Origin of the sequence: Cytobacillus sp. T106 (genome assembly GCF_040492155.1) — a bacterium.
GTDB classification, from domain to species: domain Bacteria; phylum Bacillota; class Bacilli; order Bacillales; family Cytobacillaceae; genus Bacillus_AB; species Bacillus_AB infantis.
Genome location: NZ_JBEUMK010000019.1, coordinates 40140 through 64187 on the forward strand (window position 1 = coordinate 40140; position 24048 = coordinate 64187).

Sequence of the window (24048 nt, forward strand, 5' to 3'; positions counted from 1 at the left end):
GTGTTTGCAGATTACTTCAAGAGATGCTGCAGCTAATAGTGGGGCTTATCTTTTATAAAAAACCTCATCTTCATTGGGATGAGGTTTTTTCCATGGCCAGGTCAATCAAAGCTGAACCTTTCTTCTTTGAAAGGATCCCCATAATTATGGTAGCCATTTCTTTCCCAGAATCCAGGCTTATCCACAGCAGAAAACTCGATGCCGCGGAGCCATTTGGCGCTTTTCCAGAAGTAAAGGTGCGGAATGACGGCGCGGAGCGGATATCCGTGTTCCGGGGTAAGAGTCTCGCCATTATGGGAGTGTGCCAGGAGGCTCGTTTCCTTCAGGAAGTCTGCAAGCGGCAGGTTGGACGTCCATCCTTCCTCTGCATGCAGAATGACAAATGATGTTTCAGCTCTAAGCTTTACCAGCCTGACAATCTCACTTGCAGCTACACCTCTCCACACATTATCCAGCTTTGACCAGCCAGTGACACAATGGATATCATTTCCGGACTCTGTCTGCGGCAGCTTTTGAAGATCACTGTAGCTGATTACCTTTTCCTTTTCCACTGTCCCGAAGATCCGCAGCGACCAGTTATCCAGATTCGAGTAATAAGGAACATTGCCATGGTGCAGGACCGGAAAAGATGCGGTCACATTCTGGTTCGGCGGTACACGCCCCCCGTCCCCTTTCCTTACTTTTCCGAAATACATGCAAAATCACCCCATTCACTTCTGTATGTAAGGATATATTATCCTATATTTCTGTTCATACACAGGAATATGCAAAAAGAGGGGCTCCATCATTACAGGAGCCCCTCTGCTTGATTATAGAACCATTGCTGCAATCCAGCCAAAGGCAATCAGCGGAATATTATAGTGCACAAAGGTTGGCACACATGTATCCCAAATGTGATTATGCTGTCCATCAGCATTAAGCCCGGCCGTCGGCCCGAGCGTACTGTCTGAAGCCGGCGACCCTGCGTCACCAAGAGCAGCAGCTGTTCCGACCAAAGCGATGGTCGCCATTGGACTGAAGCCAAGCTCCATGGCAAGCGGGACAAAGATCGTCGCAATAATCGGGATGGTCGAGAAGGATGATCCGATGCCCATTGTCACGAGCAGGCCGACAAGGAGCATAAGGAAAGCTGCAAGAGGCTTGCTGCCGCCGATAATTCCCGCTGCCTGCTCAACAAGCCTCTCAACATCGCCCGTTTCTTTCAGCACATCAGCAAACCCAAAGGCCGCCAGCATGACAAAGCCGATGAAAGCCATCATTTTCATTCCCTCGGTCAACAGGGCATCTGCTTCCCTCCAGCGGATTGCTCCGCTGATATAAATGACCAGGATGCCGCTCAGCGCCCCGAATATCATAGAATCCAGGATAATCTGAACTGTAAGTGCCGCGATAATGGCGAGGATGGAAAACAGGATTGCCATTTTTGAATAGCTTCCTTTTTCCGGAGCAGCGATTTCGATAGTCTCATAGCTTCTTGATTTACGGTATGAGAAGAACACTGCGATGATAAGGCCTGCTGCAAGACCGGCAGTCGGAATCAGCATCGCTTTTGGGATATCTCCCATTTCAATGACAAGGCCGCTGTCAGCCATATTGCTGGCCAAAATTTCGTGGAAAATCTTCCCGAAGCCTGCAGGCAGCAGGATATAAGGTGCAGTCAGCCCGAATGTCAGGACTGAAGCAATCAGGCGCCGGTCGATGTTCAATTCATTCATAACATGAAGAAGCGGCGGTATTAAGATTGGAATAAAGGCAATGTGAATGGGAATCAGGTTCTGGGAAAAACAGGCCATCAATAGAATCGCGAACACGATCAATGCCTTTGAATAGGCCTTTCCCTTGGATCCGCCGTTTTTGCCGACAACCCCAAGCACCCAGTCCACCATTAAGTTGGGAAGCCCGGTTTTGGAAATGGCAACGGCAAACCCGCCAAGAAGCGCATAGCTGAGGGCCACCTCGGCACTCCCTCCAAGCCCGTTTGTAAATACTTCAATTACTTTATCTACAGACAGCCCGCCAGTCAAACCGCCAACCAATGCCCCTGCAATCAGTGCAAACACAACATTCACACGCAAAAGGCTCAGCGCCAGCATCACAAGCACAGCTGCTATTACTGCATTCATGTTAAATCCCCTCTCTTGATGTAAAAACGTATAAGTATATGGAATGAATAGTTCAGCCTGTTTTAGCAGGTTGAGAAGTGTAAGCTTCTTCTTGATTGCTTTACTCTGATAAATTGGTAAAGAACTAAAACACAAATATTAAAATACCATACAGGGGCAGGCCTGTCAATGATCCCGGGGGACTTCCAGGGATTGGAGGACGGTGCAGGGGTGATATTGAAAAATGAAAAAAGCCCGACCCCTTGAGGGCCAGGCCAAATTAGTTCTTATTCAAATGGCTCAAATCGTTCTACCATAAGTGCAAGTGTTCTGGCCATCACTCCGGTGGCACCGGAAGGACCGAGATCATGCGCCTTGTCAACAGTAGCAGTGCCGGCAATATCCAAATGCACCCAAGGAGTCCCTTCGGCAAATTCCCCGACAAAGCCCCCGCCCATGATGGCATGGCCTGCACGTCCAGGAGAGTTGTTCAGATCGGCAATCTTGCTGCTCCTGATGCGTGCCTTGTCTTTTTCAAATAATGGAAGCCTCCAGATCGGTTCTCCGGCTTCAAATGAAGCTTCGAGCACCTGCTCATAGAGAGCCTCATTATTCGCCAATGCGCCGGTTGTATCATTGCCAAGCGCGACGATCACACCGCCTGTCAAAGTCGCTACATCTACCAGATAGCCTGCTCCATGATGCTTCGCATAGGTAACAGCATCAGCAAGAGCAAGGCGCCCTTCTGCATCTGTATTCAGTACTTCAATCGTTTTTCCGCTCATGGAAGTGATAACGTCATCCGGCTTGAATGCAGTACCGCTCACCATATTGTCTGTAGACGGAATGACGGCAACAACATTCTGTGCCGGCTTCAGTTCACCAATGATTTCCATGGCGCCAAGCACAGCGGCAGCTCCGCCCATATCGGTCTTCATGCCGACAATGCCGTCTTTCGGCTTGAGTGAATAGCCGCCTGTATCAAAAGTGATGCCTTTTCCGACCAGACCGACCACATCGGTCCACTCATCCCTGCCCTGGTATTTCAGGACAATCATTTTCGGAGGCTCAGAAGATCCCTGATTGACGGCAAGAAGTGCGCCCATGCCGAGCTTCAGCATATCTTCTTTTTCAAGGATTTCCGCTTCGAAATGATATCTGCCTGCGAGCTCAAGCGCGTAGTTCGCCAAATCTGTTGCTGTCAGCATATTACCTGGAAGGTTTACAAGCGTCCTCGCGGAGTTTGTCCCTTTTCCGTGGGCAGTCCCGACTTCAAGTGAAGCCTTAACCTCAGCTTCATCTGCAGTACTGTACACGGTCAGGCTTTCGACTTTCCTTTCAGGCTCATTAGACTTTTGCTTATAGCCCTGGAATTCATATGCTGAAAGCTCGAAAGCTTCTGCTGCAGCATGCGCCGCATCATTTGCGTCTGCATCCTCCGCTGTAAATGAGTCAAGATAAAGCGCAGCCTCCTGCAGCCTGTCTTCTTTTAAACGCTTAAAGACCTTTCCGAAAGCTTCCCTCAGCACTTCAAAATCCAGTTCCTTTTCTTTTCCAAGCCCTACAAAATAAATCCTTTTGACTCCTGTTTTGCCAAATGTATGTATTTTGGAGACTGCTTTTTTCTTAGCTGAAATGTCTCCGCTTTTCATCAGTTCTGTCAGATTTCCTTCAAAAATGTCATCCGCCTTTGCCAGATTGCCTTCAAGCTTGGCAGGCTTATCAAATAATCCGATGACAAGGGCCTCATGGCCGGCACCGAAGTCCAAATCCTGTTTGATTGTATACATTCTGATCACCTCCAGTATTAATACCTATATTATATCGGATAAAGTGATTTATTTCGAGAATCTAATCATCTTCCAAAAATAAATAGATATGAGGCAGGACGGGAAGGGTTTTTACCTCCTCATAAGGAATTGTATCTATAGTCTCTGGTATAATGGAGAGGCATGCAGAGATGAATCCGTACACCTTTTCAAGGTCCAGCCCCCAATGCTTCGGCCTGTAGGATTGAAGATAAGAATGGGCAGCCCGCATCATGAGCCTGGCGCCTTTTACATTGCCGTACTCGTAATGGTAGATGGCCACACTCATTTGCAGCAGCCCTTTGAAGAACAGATTGGCTTTATCTTCCATCCACATTTCCTCCAAAAGGTCATGGCAAGTATAATAGTCGCCTTCATTGAAACAGATGAAGAACTCATAATATTCTTTGGGATAAAGCATGCAATCACCCCTGCACAGAATGTATTCATACTCCTGGTTATCCATATCATATCAGATGTACATAAATTACAGTATTCAACTTCCGCCCCGGCGGGTATAAAAAACAAAAGGGCACTCCGCCCTGCAGCTGAGGCATAATGGAAGTTCCAGCTCCACTTGCTTCCTGTCAGCCCAGGCAGCTGCAAAACAGCCAAAAAATGAAAAGGTGGTTTCCCGATGGATTTATTGCTCAACTTCCCTTTATGGTCTGCACTGGCCGCAATCTTTTTTGCACAGTTTGTAAAGGTGCCCATTCAGTATATTGCGACGAGGAGACTGGACTGGTCACTCTTGACAAGCACGGGAGGCATGCCCAGCTCCCACTCGGCCGCCGTCACTGCCCTTTCCACGGGAGTCGCCCTGGAAACCGGGATGGATTCTGCTGTATTCGCGGTGGCGGCTGTATTTGCCATCATCACGATGTTTGATGCAACCGGTGTAAGAAGGCAGGCAGGTGAACAGGCCATTGTCCTGAATCAGCTTGTGAACGATTTTAATAAATTCGTCGAAGAAGCGAAAGTATGGCAGAAAAAGGCCGAAAAAGAAAAACAGAAAGAACTGAAGGAGCTCCTCGGCCACAAACCGATTGAAGTGTTTTTCGGGGGCCTGACAGGGATTGCTTTGACCCTTGTTCTCGATATGCTAGTTAATCTATAAGGAGACTTTTATGAGAATAGTATCTATCTGTCCCAGCAACACAGAAATTATCGCTTACCTCGGGCTGACACATCTTCTGGTCGGAATCGATGACTATTCTGACTGGCCGGAGGAAGTGCTTCATCTGCCAAGGCTCGGACCTGATTTGTCAATTGATATGGATAAGGTTGAAGCGCTGAAGCCTGATCTCGTACTGGCATCCTTGAGCGTGCCGGGGATGGAGAAAAATATCGGGGAATTAAGGAATAGGAACCTGCCTTTCATTACCCTTAATCCCCAAAGCCTTGAGGATATTGCACGGGACCTGGGTACAGCAGCCGAGGCTGCCGGATATCCCGGATTGGGTGAAAAGGCAGCCGGCGAATTCAGGACGAAAATTAAAAGCCTGCAGGAAAAATCGGCAGGCGCCGGGTACAAACCCTCCCTCTACTGGGAATGGTGGCCAAAGCCGGTTTTCACCCCTGGAAGCATCAACTGGCTCACTGAAATCAGCGAGCTTGCCGGCGCCGTCAATCTGTTCAGGGATGTGGAACTCGCCAGCGTCCAGACAGATTGGGATGACGTCCTCCGCCGCCAGCCTGATTATATCTGCCTTGCATGGGTAGGCGTCCGCAAAGAAAAGGTAAAGCCGGAGATTGTCGTGAAAAGGCCAGGATGGAAGGAACTTGAGGCAGTCAAACATGAAAGAATCCTCGTACTGGAGGAAGAACTGTATTGCCGCCCTTCCCCCCGCCTGATTGAAGGCGCTGAAAGGCTCGCCCGTATACTGCATCCGGAATGCTTTTAGCGATAAAAAGAGGGAGGCCGTTTGATCCGGCCTCCCTCTTTCTTAGTTTTATTTTCTTTTTTGGCTTTTATTTGCGACTTTCCGGATTTATTTGCGACAGCCTCAAATTCGGACTTTCAATTCCTCGTTCCTCTACTGAACAAGGCTTATCAGCTTTTCTTGATCCAGCTCCGGCGTCTAGGGCCTCGAGTCATAATCCACTTTAGGATTGAAGGCAAAGACCGCCTTCTATCCTAAAGCGTCTTATGCTTGTCTGCCTCGGGCAAGCCGCCTCCGCGTTTCCTATTCCTCCACAGCCCTGTACTGGTGGCGGAATACCTGCATGGATTCGTTCTCGTTAAGGGCGCTTAGTTCCTCTTCGGTCAGGCTTCCGTCTCCCTCTTCAATCACATAAACATCAAGCGTTTTTTTGCCCCAGCTGCTGTAGACGTCTTCGACGGTTTCATAATATAGATCAAGTTTATTACCTTTGATGGCGCCGCCTTTGTCAGCTACGACCCCGTATCCATAACCCGGTATGAACAGGATGGTGCCGATCGGGAAAACGTTCAGGTCTGCTGCTACTGTAGAGTACAGATCTCGTTTTACCTTGACCCCAGAGTATGTAATGCCAAAGGACGGGTGCCCCGGATTCTTTCCTGTTGATTCATAATAGGCCGTATAGCCGGTCGCCACTACAGATTTGGCGGGATATTCTGACCAATTGAATGCTTCTTCCAAGGACTGTGGCTCGGCAGTAACCGCCTCCGCTGAGGAAATCAGCTCATTCGCTTCCAGCCTCGGAAGATATTTGTAGGCAAGTCCCATTGTTTTATATGTATGGTCTGAGAAAGCATAATCTTCCATTTCAGCTGCTGCCCCGCCGCCTTCGTACTGATAGGACTCAAGGGTTTTCGCGCCTACTCCGGATATGGATTGAAAGGTGGTAAGCAGTGCCCCTAAAAATAAAACTGACATGATGATGCGTTTTGTCCATTTTTTTAGTCTATTCATATAATAATTCACTCCTCCCAAGTTAATCATTTCCCAACTTTAGAAAAAGTATTCCTGGGAGGATTGGAATTAAGGCAATACCGCGGTTTCTGTATTAGAAGTAAAATTCATATAAAGCCTGCTGTATCAAGGTTTTAGTACAGGAATGGTATTTCCTAAAAAAAAATTATAAAATTTATGATTCTGAAGTTTTTTAGTCGCCTATCTCAGACTTTTGTTATATTTTTTAATAGTAGGGTCTGTTGGTATTCTGTATTGATTTTAGACTCATTCATATGAAAAGGTGTGTTTCACAGAGCAAAAAAAACACTCCCAATATGGGAATGCTTTTACATTAAAACATTCTGTAGCCTTTGCTTCTCAGCAGTTTAATAGTAATACCGGCTGCAACTGCACCAGCCATCCCGCTGCTTAAAATCAGGACATCAGCCATGGCGAGCTCTGACAAAAGCCTTCCCAGCTCAGGAAATGCTTCACCGCTGTTGGTGAAATATTCTATGAAACGGACCTGGTCAACAATCAGGATAGCGATGATTGGATAAATAATGGCCATGATCCAGGACATTCTAAGCAGCATATTCAATATAAAACCGATTCCAAAAAATAAAACGAAAAATAGCAGCATTGAAATTGGCAACACAAAAATAGTCATCTGCACAGGCAGTACCCCCTTAAAACATCACTTTTAAGTGTACTGAATGGCCGAAAGGTAGTCAATTTTAATTTTGTGAACACTTTTTAACAACTATAACTGTTCAGGCCTTGCCGAAGGAAAATCCAGCCACGGAAAAACCCTGCAGTCAGCAGGGTTTTATTTTATCCTTTCTTTTTGCCGGAACCGTTGCAGCAGGTGCATGTTTCAGAGCCGCCTAATAAAAGCTGGAAATAGCCCTTCCCTGAACAATAGTCGCATTCTTTGGTTTCATAAGTCATTGCTGCCATCCTGCTCATCCCCTTTACACACTGAATTTTCTGATAATATATCAAGGATTGAGGAAAATGGAAAGCTTCATATTAGCCGGAAAAGCCCTTCTGTAAACGCATACATGTTAGATTATCTTACAATATCTAATGAATTCTAATAATTTCTGAAAATTATAAAAATAGTTTATATGCGGAGTATCCGAAGTGGTCGCCAGGGTTTACGCCGTCTATCAGCTGTTTGGCAGCCCCTTCATTAAGTTCTGTCAAATACTTGAGAAGGATCGAGGCATCTTCATGGACCGCTGCTTCTCCAGGTTCCATAAACTGCACATCCATCAGCTCGCTTTCCTGGACAGTGATGCTTTGGCCTTTTTCAGGCGCCATAAGAAAAAGGATCATATTGTCGCTGACCTCGCCGCGGATCACACCAGTCCTCAGCCCTATCATGCCAACCGGCCTGCTTGCAATGCCCGTTTCTTCCTTTACTTCCCTTACAGCTGCTTCATCGGCAGTCTCCCCTGGATTAACAAAGCCTGCAGGCAGCGACCATTTGCCCTTCAGCCCGCCGTATTTTTTCTTAACTAAAAGCCACTTTCCCTCCGGTGAAATAACCAGGCCTGAAACAGCAAGCCACACTTTGCCTCGTTTGCTCTCCATTACGTTTATGACCTCCATGCATAATGATCTTTCTATTGTAGCAGAGCTCTGCTTCTAATTGGTTTTTGGACACAAAAATACCGGGGAAATGATCCCCGGCAGTTTTTATTAAAAGATATTGAATTTGCCTTTTTTCAGGACAAGTCCAGGTCCGCCAATCATGAAGAGGGCACGGTTGTCGATCATCTTCTTCATGAAGGAAGCCTTTGATCCTACCAATTTCTTGCCGAAAGCCACACCAATGGCATCGTCTTCGCCCAATGAACATACTGTACCTTTGATATCAGGAGTGAAGGTCTCAAGCTCACCCTTGTTGCGGATCAGTGCAACGATATTGCGCGCGCATACCTCTCCCTGCTGCATGGCGATTTGGGCAGTAGGAGGATAAGGACGGTTGATTTCTTCATTGATGATCAATGAGCAGTCGCCGATAATGAATAGATCTTCATGGCCAGGAACCCTTAGGTCAGGCTGAACCTTTACACGTCCGCGCATCGCTTCAATGCCGGAATTTTCGATGATGGAGTTGCCGCGAACACCTGCAGCCCAGACGACAGTGCCTGCTTTGATGTGCTCAACTTCTTCGTCGCCTTTTCCGACCGTGATTCCATCTTCATTGCATTCTTTGATGGCAGTGCCAATCAGGAATTGAACACCCTTTTTCTCCAGGTGGGAGACTGCATAGTTGACAAGCTCAGGGTCAAAGCCAGGAAGGACCGTAGGAGCAGCTTCAACACAGATGATCTTAACCTTGCTGTAGTCCACATCATATTCCTTGCACAGCTCAGGCACTCTGTTTGCCAGCTCGCCAAGGAATTCAATGCCTGTGAAGCCGGCGCCTCCGACTACAATTGTCAGCCTTTCATCCTTTTTCTCTTCTTCAGTATTGTAAGTGGCAAATTGATATTCAATATGCTCGCGGATCTGTCTTGCAGCATTCACATTTATAATAGAGAAAGCATGTACATCCAGGCCTTTGATGCCGAATGTTTCCGGCTCAGCACCAAGTGAAACGACCAAGTAGTCATAGGTTACTTCGCCTTCCTCGAGGATGACCTTCTTTTCTTCAGTTTTAATTTCAACAGCAGTACCCTGGACAAATTCGATTTTGTTTCGGTCAATGACATTTTTAACATCATAGCGAACTCGATCGTGATGAAGAGTACCTGCAGAAGCTTCGTGCAGCCAAGTCGTTTCATAGTGATAGTCATTCTTGTTCACTAATACGATTTCTGCTTCATTCACTCCAACCTGCTTTTGCAAACGTGTTGCCACCATCAATCCGCCGTAGCCGGCACCTAGAATTACTATTTTTGGCTTTTTCAAAGCGTATCACTTCCACCTTTATTAGTATTTTCGAAAACTCTTCTGCTTTTTCTTATCTTCCACTGCTTTATGAGTTTTTATTTTATAAGTACAAGAAAAAGTTTGTGATATTCTTCACGAAGCAGAGCAAAAAAATGTCCGAAATTTGTCACAAAGTTTATGTCTATAATACATAATATTCTTTTTTCCGCGGTTTTTCAAGGTTAAAAGCAGAATATATCCTATTGAGAAAATTAAGATTTTTACGCAATTTTTCTCATTATTCCAACAACTTTCAGTTCTGCTATGTGAGGTTTTTCATTATTTATGATATGATGAAGGCTAGAAATGTTACTACATATGTTGAGGTGATTAGTGTGAAGGAAGATCAGACAATCTATGATATAACGATTATCGGCGGAGGGCCTGTCGGGCTGTTCACTGCTTTTTACGGCGGCATGAGGCAGGCCTCTGTTAAAATAATTGAAAGCCTTCCCCAGCTTGGCGGGCAGCTGTCAGCTCTTTATCCGGAGAAATACATATATGATGTAGCCGGTTTCCCGAAAGTGCGGGCACAGGAGCTCGTCGATAATTTAAAAGAGCAGATGAAGAAATTCGAACCTACGGTATCGCTTGAGCAGTCGGTTGAAAAGCTCGAAAAACAGCCGGACGGCATTTTCAAGCTAACCACCAACAGCGAAATCCACTATACAAAGACGGTCATCATCACGGCCGGAAATGGCGCATTCCAGCCGCGCCGCCTTGAGCTTGACTCGGCTCCGCAATATGAAGGCAAGAACCTGCACTACTTCATTGATGACCTGAATCATTTCTCCGGGAAGAAAGTGGTTGTATTCGGAGGAGGCGATTCAGCAGTAGACTGGGCCTTGATGCTTGAGCCTATCGCAGAGAACGTAAAGATCATCCACCGCCGCGACAAGTTCCGCGCCCACGAGCACAGTGTAGAAAACCTTCACAATTCCAAGGTTGAAATCAAGACTCCGTTTGTTCCTGCCGAACTGATCGGCAATGAGGAGGGCATTTCCCAGGTGATCATCCAGGATGCCAAAGGGGAAGAAAAAGAAGCCATCGATGTTGATGCCGTCATCGTCAACTACGGCTTTGTTTCATCGCTTGGCCCGATCAAAGAGTGGGGCCTGGAAATTGAAAAAAATAATATTGTCGTCAACAGCAAAATGGAGACAAATATCCCGGGCATTTACGCAGCCGGCGATATTTGCACCTATGACGGCAAAGTGAAGCTGATTGCTTCCGGTTTCGGAGAAGCGCCGACTGCAGTGAACAATGCTAAGGCCCTTATTGATCCTAAAGCACGGGTGCAGCCTCTGCACAGCACGTCCATGTTTGATAAATAATCAATAAAATGGCCCCGCCGGAGAGAAACTCCGGCGGGGCCGCTTTTATTTCTTACCAATAGTGTCTGCGTTTTCTGCGGCGGTCTGTTTCTGCCCCGGCTACGTCATCAGCCAGGCAGCGCCTTACAGCCCTGCAAAATTCCTCACTGTCAATAAAGGCCTCAACCCTTACCTTAAAGTCATCATCGCGTTTCTTGTGATGACAGTCAGATGCACCAGCCACATCATCCTGCTTCCAGTGCCTGTTGCCCGATAAGCCTGCTACATTGTCATTATACCAGCAGCCCATAGATTCACCCCCTCTGCAGCAAGATATGTTTCATCTTATGCATGAGGGAGACAAGCCGGCAGTGCGAACATCCTTTTTCTGAAAAAATGGATGCTGCCCGGCAGCCCAATTTAGTACAATCCTGACCCTTCGAGGATTTCCCCTCCTGTTCTATCTACAGCAAACCATGCGGAAGCATCCCCATCTTCCTTCGGGCGGCTCCACGCTGCCACAAAATGGACCTGGCAAAGTTCACCCTTTCTTATTTCCGGGATTGGAACTGCAATCGCATTTGGCAAATACCTGACGATTTGGATTTGTGAAATTTCATCTTCAGCATAGAATGAGTCCGGCATCATATCCTTTATTCTTGACCTTTGAACTAAGGCAGCCCCATCCTCTGTGCCAAGAGTGAGCTTCCATTCCCCATACTCCCAGGTCATCGCCTCGAGCCTTTCTCCGCTGTCCGGCCACCCGGCGCTTCCTATTGGTTCCATCTCTGCTTGAAATATACAGTCCCTTAAATTATGACAAGCTCTCAGCCTCCAGACGGCAGCAGCTGCTTTTTCTATTTTCATATGTGATGGAATCCTGGTGTCAGGTTCGCAGAGGAGAAGCTCGGCTATGTAATCCTTATGTGAATATCTCAGCAAGAGTTCTCCATTTTCCAGCCTATAGCAGGAAGGTTTGCTATGGCACCTGGATGGGACTTGGCCATTGATTCGGAGGTCAAATGCAATGGCTCCTGCCGGCGTCTGGATAATCGGGCTGCACCCAAACTCGCTCTCAGACTCCTGCGTATTTTGAAAAAGCTTCATTTTTTAACCCCCCCTTCTCTTTTTCCATGTAAAAAACGCTTCCTGATATGCTCGATTGAGGTCAGGAAGCGTTCTGTAAGGTATATGATGACAATTAAGGAATCAGCAATTTTCAGGTGTCCCTGCATTCTTGGCCGTTCTAAACGAAGAACCGCAGCCGCAGGAAGCGATGGCATTAGGGTTGTCGATCGTGAATCCGCCGCCCATCATGGATTGCTTATAGTCGATCTTTGTGCCGTTAAGGATGGCAGCATCTTCCTTGCTTACAAGGATTTGCAGGCCATGGAGCTCGAACTGGGCATCGTTTTCTTCAACTTCATGCGCAAAGCCCATGCCGTATGACAACCCGCTGCAGCCCCCTCCTTTTACTGCAACACGCAGGAATGCATTTTCCTCTTCATTTTGCTTCATCATATCTTTAATTTGAAAAGCCGCAGCTTCAGTAATTTCAACAATTTGGTTTTCCATTTTAAATCCTCCTTAATCTTGAGGTTTTTACTCTTATATATAGTATATACAGACTTTGAGCGGGACTCAACTGAGCAGGCTTCAATTTTAGGGCCCTTTTATCAAATCCGCTCCTGAATTAGAACTTATTACCTAAAACACCCTGTTGTTTATGGTATAATAAACCTACTATTTTATAATGGAAGGTGAGAAAATTGGCCATACTGGAGCCATTGTATGAAAAAAGCTGCAGCTGCCCTGTATGCAAGAACAACTTTACAAGCCAGAAGGTCCGTTCCCGCTTCGTAAAAATCAAAGGCTATGACACTGATTTTCTTCCTTTTTATGACTCAGATGCAAGCAATCCGATATTCTATTATATACAAGTATGTCCTCAATGCGGCTTTTCGTTTTCCGAGGAATTCAGCCCATATTTCCCCCCGGGTTCAAAGGAACAGATTGATGAAAAGATCACGAGCCAATGGAAGCCCAGGGACTTCGGCAGGAAGAGGAGCAGGAATGAAGCAATCCAGACATACAAGCTGGCTGTCTACTCAGCACTTTTGAAGAAGGAAAAGCATGTGTCCATCGCGGGATTGTATATGCGGCTTGCCTGGCTGTACAGAAATGGCGGCGATGAGACACAGGAACAGCGCTTTATGAAATTGGCTGCCCATGAATATGTGGAATCCTATTCAAGCGGTGATTACCAGGGCACGCAGATCTCTGAAACCAGACTTCTATACCTCATTGCAGAACTTTCAAGGAAAATAGGCAGCGATGGGCAGGCAATCAAGTTTTTCTCCAAGGTAATCGAACAGCAAAGCCGTTCGCTTGAGCCGGGGATCATTGATATGGCAAGAGAACGCTGGCATGAAATGAGGGAAAGCAGAAGGCAGACCTGCTGATGTCTGCTCCTTCAAGAACAAAAGCGCAAGCGCCTTGATCACCCCCGACAAGCATAAGACGAACCTCCCGGAAAGGCATTCTTTGCCTTTTTGGGAGGTTTGGCTTATGACCACGAGGGGGTAGGCGGTGGAGCTGGACGTGGATCAAGCATTGAAAAGTATCCACAAGTCTTCCAATTTATAAATTCCTTAACTATAAGAAAAAGGCCGCATCGATATGCGGCCTTTTATATTAAAACATCGGATTTTCATCCAGGAATTGATATATGTTTTCCACCAGTTCCTCCGGCGTCTCTCCTGTTACAACCTCACCGTTCACCAGGGCATATAAAGAGCTTGCACATTTTCCGCAGTACCCAAGGCAGCCATACTCAATCACATCCAGATCCGGGTCCTTTTCAAGGATTTCCAGGGCCTTCTGCGCACCGCTTGCCAGGTTGCTGATGCAAAATTCTATGATTGGCTGAATCACATCTATTCACCTCTCTACTAATTGTTAATGTACTTGGTTTCAGGCAAAAACGCAAGCAAAGGCATACTGTCACATACACAGTAAGCGCTGGATTATCATTATTGGATGATTGAAGGGCGTATAATGTCGACTTTTGCCTGGATTATTCAGATATGTGTTGTGATTTAGCTATAATTTCGTTATACTTTTTATGTTGTTTCATGAATATTCTTGTGAATTAATATTCTAATTATTTTGCTAATATAATAATGTAAACGTTTAATTCTTATTCTGTCATTGTGTTCTATTATTTTAATATATTACTATAGCTGCTTACATACTGGACAAAAGGGGAAATTTGGTTATGAAAAATCTTGTCATACTTGGCGGAGGATATGGCGGCATGAGAGCTCTTGCCCGTCTGCTGCCAAACTCATTGCCGGAAGATACAAGCATTACACTGATTGACCGGGTACCTTACCACTGCCTTAAAACTGAATATTATGCACTAGCAGCAGGAACGATCTCTGATCAGCATGTCCGGGTTGCTTTCCCTGAGCATCCGCGCCTTAAGATTAAATATGGAGAAATCTCGGGGATCGACCTTGAAAAACAGCAGGTAAACCTGGCAAATGAAACTCCTGTTTCCTATGATGACCTTATCATTGGACTTGGGTGCGAGGATAAGTACCATAATGTCCCTGGGGCAGATGTACACACCTACAGCATCCAGACAATCGAAAAATCACGCCGCACTTATGAAACATTGAACAATCTGTCGCCGGGGTCTGTCGTTGCCATCGTTGGGGCAGGACTGAGCGGCGTTGAACTGGCATCCGAGCTGAATGAAAGCCGGCCGGATCTGAAAGTGAAGCTGTTTGACAGGGGAAATCATATTCTTTCCGCTTTCCCTGAAAGATTAAGCACTTATGTAGAAAATTGGTTTGACAATCACGGAGTGGAAATCATCAACAATTCCAACATTACCCGTGTAGAAGAAAACATCCTTTATAACCATGACGAGCCCCTTCAGTGCGATGCCATTGTATGGACAGCAGGCATTCAGCCAAGCAAGGTTGTCCGTGACCTGCCGGTGGAAAAAGATGCACAGGGCCGTGTCGTGCTTACCAAGCACCATAACATTCCCGGCAATGAGCATGTGTATGTTGTAGGAGACTGCGCAAGCCTGCCGCATGCACCAAGTGCACAGCTTGCCGAAGGCCAGGCAGAACAAATTGTCCAGATCCTCCTGAAGCGCTGGAAAGGCGAAGAGCTGCCAGAATCCCTGCCGGTCATCAAGCTGAAAGGCGTCCTTGGCTCACTCGGCAAAAAGCATGGCTTCGGCCTTGTCGCCGAAAGACCGATCACAGGCCGCGTCGCCAGACTGCTTAAATCCGGAATTTTATGGATGTACAAATATCATAATGGCTGATCAAGCAAACCAAAGGAGTACGGATGGAAGATCCGTACTCCTTTTTAATTTTAATGTGAATGTATAACTGACCTTATTTATAGATCTGAAAAATGCCACAGAGAGCAGAATCTCTGTCATTCAATTCAAAGCCGATTGAATGAAGTGTGCCTGGAACGGAATCACCAGTCTCATTTAACAATTTATAACGAAGAGACGTTAAGATAAGCGACCTTCCTTTTTTATTTGAATGACCTAATTAGGAAAGGGGAATTGCCCAATTAATTTTCAGAACCTGGTGATTGGAGTGCAAGGCACGCAGACTCCTGCGGGATTGAAGCGGCAGAGCTGAGACCCCGCAGGAGCTTACTCTGAGGAGGCTCAGCGCCGCCCCGCGGAAAGCGAAGTGCCTGGAATGGAAATCACCGCCCCCATTCAAAAAGATACTCCGTATTTCAACAAAAAAGCGACCCTGATACACACAGGCCCGCTTTTCCCCATTCATCAGGCTGGCGTATAACCGTAAGCCTCCATCTTGGCAAAAATCGTTTTCAGCTTCGGATTGCCCTCACCGACCACTTCATCGCCGATCAAAACGACCGGATAAAACATATCCTCCTCAATCACCCGCATCGCAAAGTCCCTCCTTGCCTCATCATCAGGAGGATTATGTATATCCACATAACTGATGGAAAAAGGCTGATCAGCAAACTTCCGGCTGACCGCAGCCTCCAGCCATTCATACGTCTCTTTAGATGATGGCAGATTCACACAGCTTGGGCATAACTGCTCTGCCCCGTATACAACGATTTCAACTGACCTTCTGTCCATTTTTTCCACCCCTTTATGTCTATTTTAACTGATGGAAGTTTAATATTCATATAGAAAAAAAATTAACGATTATTGGATTTGGGGATTGGGGAATAGATTTTTGGCTCGACAGTGATTATAATAAGAGTAGGAAAGGAGTCGATTTTAATGGAACAAGATATCATTTCAGATGTTCAGGAAGTATTAGATAAATTGCGTCCGTTTCTTCTTCGCGATGGAGGAGACTGTGAATTGGTTGATGTAGAAGATGGCATTGTTAAGCTTCGTTTACTTGGAGCTTGCGGCAGCTGCCCTAGTTCAACCATTACTTTAAAAGCAGGGATTGAACGTGCTCTTTTAGAAGAAGTTCCTGGAGTTGTCGAAGTAGAACAGGTATTCTAAGAAATTCCAATAATAAAGCGATCACGCCTCGGGCGGATCGCTTTTTTTTATGGGAATCTCAGCTCTTACATATTAACGGCCTGAAACTGCATGCCGGGATACTGTACTGCCCTTTTGATCAATGGATAAGCGCAGCACATCCATCTGCGGCAGTATCCTGCTGAGAGCATCTGCAGCTTGATCTCCCTTTTCAGGGGCAATGAAGCAAACCACTGCAGGCCCCGCTCCGCTCAAGGCGGTTCCGAAGACGCCAAGAGCTGCTGCTTTCTCTTCAATCATGTCAAGATGGGGAACAAGCTTCCTCCTGTAGGGCTGGTGATACAAATCTTTCTGCATCATCTTCCCAGCCAGCTCATAATTGCCCTGAAGAAGAGCAGCAATGAGTAGATTGGCCGCAGCGCCGGCCTGAACCGACTCCTGGTGGGTCAAGCTTGCCGGAAGAGCCCCCCTCGATTCTTTTGTCAGCAGCTCCTCCTGGGGAACGACTGCCAGCACCTCAATGCCAAGATGTTGGAAAGCGGCTGCCAGCACCTCTTCCCCTGTCTGATAACCAATCACCAGCCCGCCAAAGAGAGAGGCCCCCACATTGTCCGGATGCCCCTCCATCCGCCCTGCGATGCACAGCTTTTCATGCCGGGAAAGCCCTAAGCCGCATAACGAGTCAGCCAGTTCAATACCGGCGACAATGGCTGCTCCGCTTGAACCAAGCCCCCTGGCCAGGGGAATGTCGCTTTTCACCCTTAAAATACAGGGCGGGAGATCCGCTGAATAATGTTCGGCTGCCTTCTTTGCAGCCTGGACAATCAGATGCCGGCTGTCCCTTGGGAAGCCCTCCAGGCAGCTGCTTTCCGGCACCACCTCCCATTGGCCGGCACGCTCTGCTTCAACCGTCAAATATAGACTCAGGGCAAGGCCGACAGAATCAAAGCCAGGCCCAAGATTGGCCGTACTTGCCGGCACCCTGATGGTAAGCATCTCTCCCTCCATCATGAATGCACGGCTCCCCTGATATGGCCCGCAACCGCTTCAAGCTCGTTTGGAAGAAGGATCGGCTTCACAAGGCTTGTATCGATTGCGGTGTTCGGATCTTTCAGCCCGTTCCCTGTAAGAACTGCAACAACTCTGCTGCCATGCGGTATTTCCCCTTGGCGCAGCTTTTTATAGATGCCGGCCAGCGATGCACAGGAAGCCGGCTCTGCAAAAATGCCCTCTGAAGCTGCAAGCTTGCGGTATGCCCCAAGGATTTCCGTATCGCTGACTTCATCGATTTTCCCTTCTGACTCGTCCCTCGCATCCACGGCCAGCTGCCAGCTCGCCGGGTTTCCGATCCTGATGGCGGTAGCGATTGTTTCGGGCTCTGCAAAGATTCTGTCATGGACAATGGCCGCCGCCCCTTCCGCCTCAAAGCCAAACATCCTTGGAAGGCCGGTCTGTTTTGCGCGGTTGTACTCTTTAAAGCCTTTCCAGTAGGCACTGATATTTCCGGCATTGCCTACAGGGATTGCGAGAATATCAGGGGCACTCCCAAGCTGGTCGCAAATCTCGAAGGCAGCCGTTTTCTGCCCTTCCAGCCTGTATGGATTGACAGAATTCACAAGAGTGACAGGCTCCGTTTCGCTGATGCTGCGGACCATGGCAAGAGCCTCGTCAAAATTGCCTTCAATTGATATAATTTCCGCTCCGTACATGATTGCCTGTGCAAGCTTACCCATGGCAATCTTGCCTTCAGGAATGACAACTATGCATCTCATCCCGGCCCTTGCCGCATATGCTGCCGCTGCGGCAGATGTATTCCCTGTTGATGCACAAATGACCGTACTGCTGCCGGCTTCCTTTGCTTTGGCAACAGCCATGACCATGCCGCGGTCCTTGAATGAGCCGGTCGGATTGCTGCCCTCCGTTTTCACATACAGTTCGATGCCCCATTCCTGGGATATCCGGTTCAGCTTGATCAGCGGTGTATTGCCTTCATTTAGGGAGAGCATCGGTGTTTCATCATTCACCGGCAGATATTCCTTGTAGGCAGACAAAAGTCCTTCCCATCGCATCAGCTTCCACTCCCCTCTACTCTGTATGAGCTCTCAATCGTTTTTACAGCAGGCAGGTCCTCTAAGCTGGACAGGATGTCCTCATAATCCTTCAAAGAAGATTGATGGGTGACGAGGACGATTTCGGCCAGCCCCTTTTCTTCCACAGGCAGCTGCAGGATTTTTTCAAGACTGACGGAATGCTTGGAAAAAATAGATGTCAATTCGCCAAAGACACCCACTTCATCTTTAACATGGAGCCGCAGGAAGTATTTAGAGTATATTTCGGACGGGTCTTTAAGCTTCTTCGGATACTGCGGGCTGACAGCGCTCTTCCCGTTCACGCCCAGCCTCAGATTTTTCATGACACCGACAAGGTCCGAGACAACTGCTGTAGCAGTCGGCAGGCTCCCTGCACCAGGGCCGTAAAACATCGTTTCTCCAACCGCTTCCCCGTATACATAGACTGCATTATACTCATTATTCACCCCGGCAAGCGGATGGGATTCTGCCAAAAGCGCCGGCTGCACGCTGACCTCAACCTTCTCCCCTTCGCGGTGGGCAATGCCGATCAGCTTCATAGTATAGCCGAGCTGCTTTCCGTACTGCAGATCTTCTTCCGTTACCCCTGTGATTCCTTTTACTTTCACATCATCCAGATCAACTTTCATCGAGAAGCCGAGTGTGGCCAGGATCGCCATTTTCCTTGCAGCATCCAGCCCCTCCACATCTGAGGTCGGGTCGCTTTCGGCGTATCCGAGCTCCTGGGCTTCCTTCAGCACATCTTCATAGGCGCTGCCATCCTGGCTCATCTTCGTTAAAATATAATTGGTTGTCCCATTAACGATGCCCATCATTTTAGTTATCCGGTCAGAGGCCAATCCATCTGCAAGCCCTCTTAAAATAGGGATTCCCCCGGCAACACTGGCTTCATAAAACAAATCGCAGCCATTTTCTGAAGCAGCAGTCAAAAGCTCCGAACCGTACAATGCCATTAAATCTTTATTGGCTGTTACAATATGCTTTTTATTCGCAAGCGCCTTAAGGAGATGCTTCCTTGTATCCTCAATCCCCCCCATGACCTCAATGATAATATCGATATCCGGATCATCAATAATTTCCTCCGGGCTTCCTGTGAGCAGGGAGGCTTCAATATCCACTTCGCGCTGCTTATTCAAATCCTGCACCAGCACTTTTTTAACCTCAACCGGACAGCCTACCTGATGCATCAGCTTATCCTGGTGGTTTTTAATGATTTTCACAACACCTGATCCGACAGTTCCCAATCCTAACAACCCAACTGAAATAGCTTCCACTCTATATCCCCCTCACCGTTGTTCTTTTTAGGTGTACATTTGTATTTGTATAGTAGACATTATAGAGTTTGGCAGATAATTTTACAATAAGAAATATTCAGAATTATATTTGTGGAATCGCTTACTGTGCTGAGACTGTAAGTGTTTGGCGATTTGAGATTTTTTCTTTTAGACGAAGGCTGTGTAGTGGATTATAGCATACATGGATGAGAAATCTATGGCATGTTGCCCCCTGTCCATGACACTAGGATTTTCGCTCTGTCATGTAAGGGACTTTTTCGGTATACATGTCATGTGCTTTTTTCGCTCGGTCATGTATCTAGTGACTCCTCCCGGATACATGACACCTCCATCTTTTACTTGGTCATGTATCCAGTAGCTTTTTCGGGGTACATGACATTTGCTTTTTTCGCTCGATCATGTATCTACTGGCTCCTCCCGGATACATGACACCTCCATTTTTTACTCGGTCATGTATCCAGTAGCATTTTCGGGATACATGACACCCGTTTTTTTCGCTCGACCATGTATCCAGTGACTCCTCCCGGATACATGACACCTCCATCTTTTACTCCATCATGTATCCAGTAGCCTTTTCGGGATACATGACACCCGTTTTTTTCGCTCGGTCATGTATCCAGTGGCTCCTCCCGGATACATGACACCTCCATCTTTTACTCCATCATGTATCCAGTAGCTTTTTCGGGGTACATGACACCAGTTTTTTTCGCTCGATCATGTATCTACTGGCTCCTCCCGGATACATGACACCTCCATTTTTTACTTGGTCATGTATCCAGTAGCTTTTTTGGGATACATGACATCCGCTTTTTTCGCTCGGTCATGTGTCCAGTGGCTCCTCCCGGATACACGACATTGAAATTCATCTGACTTACCCCTGACAATCCTATGGAAACACCAGCCTGTATCTCCGCCAATAGCAATATCCCCCTCCGCAGTCCGGCCACTCCTCCACTAAACCAAAAGCCCGGCAAAAAGCCGGGCCTCCTTCAATCATTAAATATGTACCGGCGTTTTTGCCTGCTTGCCTGATAAAACAAGATTGATGTTTTCGGCGCAGAGCCTGGCCATCTCCATTCTGGTTTCCGTGCTGGAGCTGCCGATATGCGGAAGGGCGACAACATTGGACAGACTGAGGAGAGGATGGTCCTTTCCAATTGGTTCTTTTACAAAGACGTCAAGCCCGGCTCCGCTGATTTCCCCATCAAGAAGAGCACGGTAAAGTGCGTCTTCATCCACAATGGCGCCGCGGCCTGCATTAATGAAGATGGCGGAGTTCTTCATTCTTCGGAAGGCCTCTTCGGTGAAAAGATTTTTCGTCGACTCATTCAGCGGTGCAAGGCATACAACATAATCCGACTGCTCGCACAGCTCCTCGAATGAAGCGTAGACAGCTCCGAGCTTTTCTTCCGCCTCAGGCCTTCTCGATCTGTTATGATAAAGGATGTTCATGTCAAAGCCTTTTGCCCGCTTTGCCACAGCCTGGCCGATATTCCCCATTCCAACAATCCCGATGGTCTTATGATGGATATCCTGGCCGGCAAGAAGGAGCGGACTCCAGCTCTTCCATTTCCCCTCTTTCACATATTCTGCGCTTTCCGTGATCCTCCGGGCTGCCGCCATTAATAAAGCAAAGGTCAGATCAGCTGTAGTATCAGTAAGCACATCAGGGGTATTCGCCACAGTAATCCCTTTTTCCGCTGCAGCCTTCACATCAATATTGTCATAACCGACTGCAAGGTTGGCTACAACCTTCAATCGGTGCGCTTCCGCCAGCAAATCACCATCTATGGAATCTGCAAGCATCGTAAGCAGCGCCGATGCCTCTTTAGCCTTTTCCCTGAGAACCTCAGCCGGAACAGGTATGTCTTCCTTATCCCACATCTCCACATGATAATGCTCTTTTAAGCCGGAAATCGTTTCTTCCGGCAGCTTTCTTGTAATATACACTCTATCCTTCATCAATCATATGCCTCCCAGCAGTTTGCCGTAAAAGTTCAGTACCTCCCCATTATAAAAGGAAGAAATGGCAATTCAAAGGAAAAGCCCTTTCACAGCCCTGCTGAGTCCGCTATCGTTTCAGCCAGTCTACAGGAGGGAGTTTCATTTTGGCAGCAGGGACTTCTGCCATCTCAAAAAACCTTCCCAGAAACTCTTCATGGTCGCCTGTATGCTGCAGGAAACGGCCCAGCTGCTCTTCTGAAAGATGCCTTTGATGCTCTGTCGGATTCCCATAATAATTCTCAATGCACTCAAAATAGTGAAGCGGGAACAGAAGGCGTGCATACAGCAGCCGCCACGAAAAAGAGGTCAGCGGCTCAACTGTCTGGTACTCCTTCAGATACTGTGATAGCCCTGGCTGATAAGTTTTGATGTTCCGGAAGTACCTTTCCCTGGACCATTCTGCCAGATCGCGGCTTGCATGATCAAAGACCCAGTCAAACGGGCTTTTGATCAGATAATCATCACTTCCCCATGTGGAGGAAACAAAACGCTCATGGCAGACAGTCCCGCTGTCCGCAGGCCCTGGCTCATCATCCAGCTCTGCATCAGCCAGATATTGGATGGAGTTCTCGGCCAGGCCCATATAGTAGGGGAATGTTTCCAGAAACATCCGGTCCAGTTCATGCTCCGGCTGCTGAAAAAGCATGCTATTCCAAACCTTCTCCATCTGATCCAGCCTCTTTTCCCAGAGCTGCTTCCACTGCCCAATCCTGCTTGTCCGGGTGATCGGTGAGGAAATAAGCCTGCCGCGATAATGGAACTTGGCAAGCTTCCTGCCAGACTGATAGCCTTTGCGCGGCTGGGCATTCGGGCACTTCAATACACAATAGCTCTTTTGCTCCCACACGCTTGAGTGTTTACCTTCAGTTGTCTGCAGGAAAGTGCTTACAGTCTTATCGCCGGTTTGCTGCAGATGGCTGGCAATCAGGCTAAGCTCCGCCAGATCCTCTTCCTCCAGGCCAACCTCCATCGGTATATAAAGCTGGTTATCCTTTTTGAAGGCTTCATGCAGCCCGATTCTCAATTCTTCCTCCGCCTGTATGCCAAAATGTTGCTTAAGCATTTGCCTGAGCATAGAAACACCTCTTCATTCGCTAATCGCTTATATCTCATTTATATGTGCCCGCCGCAAAAACTTGTTTGTTTCTTGCATAACCCATGCCTTCAGGGAAAAAATGAAGTAGACAGGCCACGGGAGCCGCATGTCCTGTTTAGGTATATTTGCGGCTGTGCCGGTATATACATTAGAAAAAAATAAGAAAAGGTGAGGCAAATGTCTGAAGAACAAAAAGAAGTTGTTGACCTGACAGAACAGACAGCCCGCAGATGGCTGCTTGAAAGAGGGGTAACCGTACAGGATATCGCAGATTTAGTTTTCTTTCTTCAGGAAAAGTACCACCCTAATCTTGAAATGAAGGACTGCCTTCACAACGTTGAGCGCGTCCTGTCCAAAAGGGAAGTCCAAAACGCCATCCTGACCGGGATCCAGCTTGATATGCTCGGTGAAAAAGGAATGCTTGACCAGCCTCTCCAAAAAATCATAGAAACCGATGAAAGTCTCTATGGCGTCGACGAAGTACTCGCTTTCTCCATCGTCAATGTATATGGCAGCATCGGTTTTACCAACTACGGATATATCGATAAACTGAAGCCCGGCATCCTAAAAGACCTAAACGATAAATCCTCCGGCAAATGCCACACCTTCCTGGACGACATCGTAGGCGCCATCGCAGCAGCCGCCTCAAGCCGCCTGGCCCATGGCGCTGCAAAGGTGGAATAGAAGATTAGAAAACACAGCCTTCAGTTGGGGGCTGTGTTATTTCGTAGGCAGAAAGAAAGACGAGTACATTCCATCTCACGGGTTGTAGGAGTCCCCTAAAAAATTCTTACAACCCTGTTGGTCTCCATTTCAGGCAACCAGTACTCATATCGCTGTGCGAGCAGCCCTTAACCCAACAGAGAGCATTAAAAAAACTCCACGTTTCTTAAAGAGAAATTTGCCCAAAAATTTATAAAAACCCTGTTGATTGGAGTGGAAGGCACGAAGACTCCTGCGGGAAATAGCGGAAACGTTAAGACCCCACAGCGCGACAGCG

General features: G+C 47.3%; 26 protein-coding genes. 7 read left to right on the plus strand and 19 right to left on the minus strand.

Features of this window, described 5'->3' with window-relative positions; genetic code table 11:
- Nucleotides 1–101: 101 nt before the first annotated feature.
- The 4 genes from ABU165_RS22375 to ABU165_RS22390 all read right to left on the minus strand — a co-directional run bounded on the left by ABU165_RS22375 (nucleotide 102) and on the right by ABU165_RS22390 (nucleotide 4331).
- On the minus strand, nucleotides 102–695 hold the full coding sequence (locus tag ABU165_RS22375) for a sulfite oxidase-like oxidoreductase (RefSeq protein ID WP_101549590.1): 594 nt from the start codon (nucleotides 693–695) through the stop codon (nucleotides 102–104).
- A gap of 114 nt (nucleotides 696–809) precedes the next feature.
- Nucleotides 810–2123: a Na+/H+ antiporter family protein gene (locus ABU165_RS22380; protein ID WP_009795442.1), complete on the minus strand. Its 1314-nt coding sequence runs from the start codon at nucleotides 2121–2123 to the stop codon at nucleotides 810–812.
- Between the two features lie 266 nt (nucleotides 2124–2389).
- Entirely contained in the window at nucleotides 2390–3892 is a 1503-nt protein-coding gene (locus tag ABU165_RS22385) for a leucyl aminopeptidase (protein ID WP_022544335.1), read from the minus strand.
- Between the two features lie 61 nt (nucleotides 3893–3953).
- Nucleotides 3954–4331: a DUF309 domain-containing protein gene (locus ABU165_RS22390; protein ID WP_022544336.1), complete on the minus strand. Its 378-nt coding sequence runs from the start codon at nucleotides 4329–4331 to the stop codon at nucleotides 3954–3956.
- 216 nt (nucleotides 4332–4547) lie between these two features.
- Between ABU165_RS22390 and ABU165_RS22395 the strand changes: the two genes are divergently transcribed.
- Nucleotides 4548–5027, plus strand: a complete 480-nt coding sequence (locus ABU165_RS22395; RefSeq protein ID WP_009791424.1) for a divergent PAP2 family protein — start codon at nucleotides 4548–4550, stop codon at nucleotides 5025–5027.
- 10 nt (nucleotides 5028–5037) lie between these two features.
- Nucleotides 5038–5814 carry a cobalamin-binding protein gene (locus ABU165_RS22400; RefSeq protein WP_094769467.1) on the plus strand — a complete coding sequence of 259 codons (777 nt, stop codon included), beginning with the start codon at nucleotides 5038–5040 and terminating at the stop codon, nucleotides 5812–5814.
- A gap of 282 nt (nucleotides 5815–6096) precedes the next feature.
- Here the strand turns inward: ABU165_RS22400 and ABU165_RS22405 are convergent, their stop codons facing one another.
- The 5 genes from ABU165_RS22405 to ABU165_RS22425 all read right to left on the minus strand — a co-directional run bounded on the left by ABU165_RS22405 (nucleotide 6097) and on the right by ABU165_RS22425 (nucleotide 9714).
- Nucleotides 6097–6807 carry a 3D domain-containing protein gene (locus tag ABU165_RS22405; protein ID WP_101549585.1) on the minus strand — a complete coding sequence of 237 codons (711 nt, stop codon included), beginning with the start codon at nucleotides 6805–6807 and terminating at the stop codon, nucleotides 6097–6099.
- Between the two features lie 334 nt (nucleotides 6808–7141).
- Nucleotides 7142–7465, minus strand: a complete 324-nt coding sequence (locus ABU165_RS22410) for a YuiB family protein (RefSeq protein ID WP_022544338.1) — start codon at nucleotides 7463–7465, stop codon at nucleotides 7142–7144.
- A 158-nt stretch (nucleotides 7466–7623) separates the two neighbouring features.
- Entirely contained in the window at nucleotides 7624–7749 is a 126-nt protein-coding gene (locus ABU165_RS22415; RefSeq protein WP_022544339.1) for a YuiA family protein, read from the minus strand.
- A gap of 153 nt (nucleotides 7750–7902) precedes the next feature.
- A complete protein-coding gene (locus ABU165_RS22420; RefSeq protein WP_170939579.1) occupies nucleotides 7903–8388 on the minus strand; it encodes an NUDIX domain-containing protein in 486 nt (161 codons plus the stop codon).
- A gap of 108 nt (nucleotides 8389–8496) precedes the next feature.
- The gene (locus tag ABU165_RS22425) at nucleotides 8497–9714 is read right to left on the minus strand and encodes an NAD(P)/FAD-dependent oxidoreductase (RefSeq protein ID WP_009791430.1); all 1218 of its coding nucleotides are present in this window, start codon (nucleotides 9712–9714) and stop codon (nucleotides 8497–8499) included.
- Nucleotides 9715–10028: 314 nt separating this feature from the next.
- Between ABU165_RS22425 and ABU165_RS22430 the strand changes: the two genes are divergently transcribed.
- Nucleotides 10029–11069, plus strand: a complete 1041-nt coding sequence (locus ABU165_RS22430; protein ID WP_263625372.1) for an NAD(P)/FAD-dependent oxidoreductase — start codon at nucleotides 10029–10031, stop codon at nucleotides 11067–11069.
- A gap of 52 nt (nucleotides 11070–11121) precedes the next feature.
- On the opposite strand, the gene ABU165_RS22435 is transcribed toward ABU165_RS22430, so the two are convergent.
- The 3 genes from ABU165_RS22435 to ABU165_RS22445 form a co-directional block, all read right to left on the minus strand.
- On the minus strand, nucleotides 11122–11358 hold the full coding sequence (locus ABU165_RS22435; RefSeq protein WP_022544342.1) for a hypothetical protein: 237 nt from the start codon (nucleotides 11356–11358) through the stop codon (nucleotides 11122–11124).
- Nucleotides 11359–11468: 110 nt separating this feature from the next.
- Complete coding sequence (locus ABU165_RS22440; protein WP_101549583.1) at nucleotides 11469–12155, minus strand: hypothetical protein; 687 nt, start codon at nucleotides 12153–12155, stop codon at nucleotides 11469–11471.
- A gap of 102 nt (nucleotides 12156–12257) precedes the next feature.
- Entirely contained in the window at nucleotides 12258–12623 is a 366-nt protein-coding gene (locus ABU165_RS22445; RefSeq protein ID WP_009791435.1) for a HesB/IscA family protein, read from the minus strand.
- A gap of 194 nt (nucleotides 12624–12817) precedes the next feature.
- Here ABU165_RS22445 and ABU165_RS22450 point away from each other — a divergent pair, with 194 nt between their 5' ends.
- On the plus strand, nucleotides 12818–13510 hold the full coding sequence (locus tag ABU165_RS22450) for a DUF2225 domain-containing protein (RefSeq protein WP_094769463.1): 693 nt from the start codon (nucleotides 12818–12820) through the stop codon (nucleotides 13508–13510).
- Nucleotides 13511–13742: 232 nt separating this feature from the next.
- Here the strand turns inward: ABU165_RS22450 and ABU165_RS22455 are convergent, their stop codons facing one another.
- A complete protein-coding gene (locus ABU165_RS22455) occupies nucleotides 13743–13982 on the minus strand; it encodes a YuzB family protein (protein WP_009791437.1) in 240 nt (79 codons plus the stop codon).
- Between the two features lie 343 nt (nucleotides 13983–14325).
- Here ABU165_RS22455 and ABU165_RS22460 point away from each other — a divergent pair, with 343 nt between their 5' ends.
- Entirely contained in the window at nucleotides 14326–15393 is a 1068-nt protein-coding gene (locus ABU165_RS22460; protein WP_009791438.1) for an NAD(P)/FAD-dependent oxidoreductase, read from the plus strand.
- Nucleotides 15394–15876: 483 nt separating this feature from the next.
- Here ABU165_RS22460 and ABU165_RS22465 read toward each other — a convergent pair whose 3' ends face one another.
- Entirely contained in the window at nucleotides 15877–16203 is a 327-nt protein-coding gene (locus ABU165_RS22465; RefSeq protein WP_101549580.1) for a YuzD family protein, read from the minus strand.
- A 147-nt stretch (nucleotides 16204–16350) separates the two neighbouring features.
- On the opposite strand from ABU165_RS22465, the gene ABU165_RS22470 reads away from it, so the two are divergent.
- Nucleotides 16351–16584 (plus strand): NifU family protein, encoded by a 234-nt coding sequence (locus tag ABU165_RS22470; RefSeq protein ID WP_009791440.1) that lies wholly within the window; start codon nucleotides 16351–16353, stop codon nucleotides 16582–16584.
- Between the two features lie 72 nt (nucleotides 16585–16656).
- Here the strand turns inward: ABU165_RS22470 and thrB are convergent, their stop codons facing one another.
- The 5 genes from thrB to yutH form a co-directional block, all read right to left on the minus strand.
- Complete coding sequence (thrB, locus tag ABU165_RS22475; protein WP_101549578.1) at nucleotides 16657–17574, minus strand: homoserine kinase; 918 nt, start codon at nucleotides 17572–17574, stop codon at nucleotides 16657–16659.
- Nucleotides 17571–18632, minus strand: coding sequence for a threonine synthase (gene thrC / locus ABU165_RS22480; RefSeq protein WP_101549576.1), 1062 nt, complete (start codon nucleotides 18630–18632; stop codon nucleotides 17571–17573). The genes thrB and thrC overlap by 4 nt, the downstream gene beginning before the upstream one ends.
- Entirely contained in the window at nucleotides 18632–19927 is a 1296-nt protein-coding gene (locus tag ABU165_RS22485; protein WP_094769460.1) for a homoserine dehydrogenase, read from the minus strand. Before ABU165_RS22485 ends, thrC begins: the two co-directional genes overlap by 1 nt.
- A gap of 1017 nt (nucleotides 19928–20944) precedes the next feature.
- On the minus strand, nucleotides 20945–21913 hold the full coding sequence (locus tag ABU165_RS22490; RefSeq protein ID WP_318061008.1) for a 2-hydroxyacid dehydrogenase: 969 nt from the start codon (nucleotides 21911–21913) through the stop codon (nucleotides 20945–20947).
- 106 nt (nucleotides 21914–22019) lie between these two features.
- The gene (gene yutH, locus ABU165_RS22495; protein ID WP_318061007.1) at nucleotides 22020–23027 is read right to left on the minus strand and encodes a spore coat putative kinase YutH; all 1008 of its coding nucleotides are present in this window, start codon (nucleotides 23025–23027) and stop codon (nucleotides 22020–22022) included.
- 198 nt (nucleotides 23028–23225) lie between these two features.
- On the opposite strand from yutH, the gene ABU165_RS22500 reads away from it, so the two are divergent.
- Entirely contained in the window at nucleotides 23226–23732 is a 507-nt protein-coding gene (locus tag ABU165_RS22500) for a phosphatidylglycerophosphatase A family protein (protein ID WP_009791447.1), read from the plus strand.
- Nucleotides 23733–24048 lie beyond the last annotated feature (316 nt).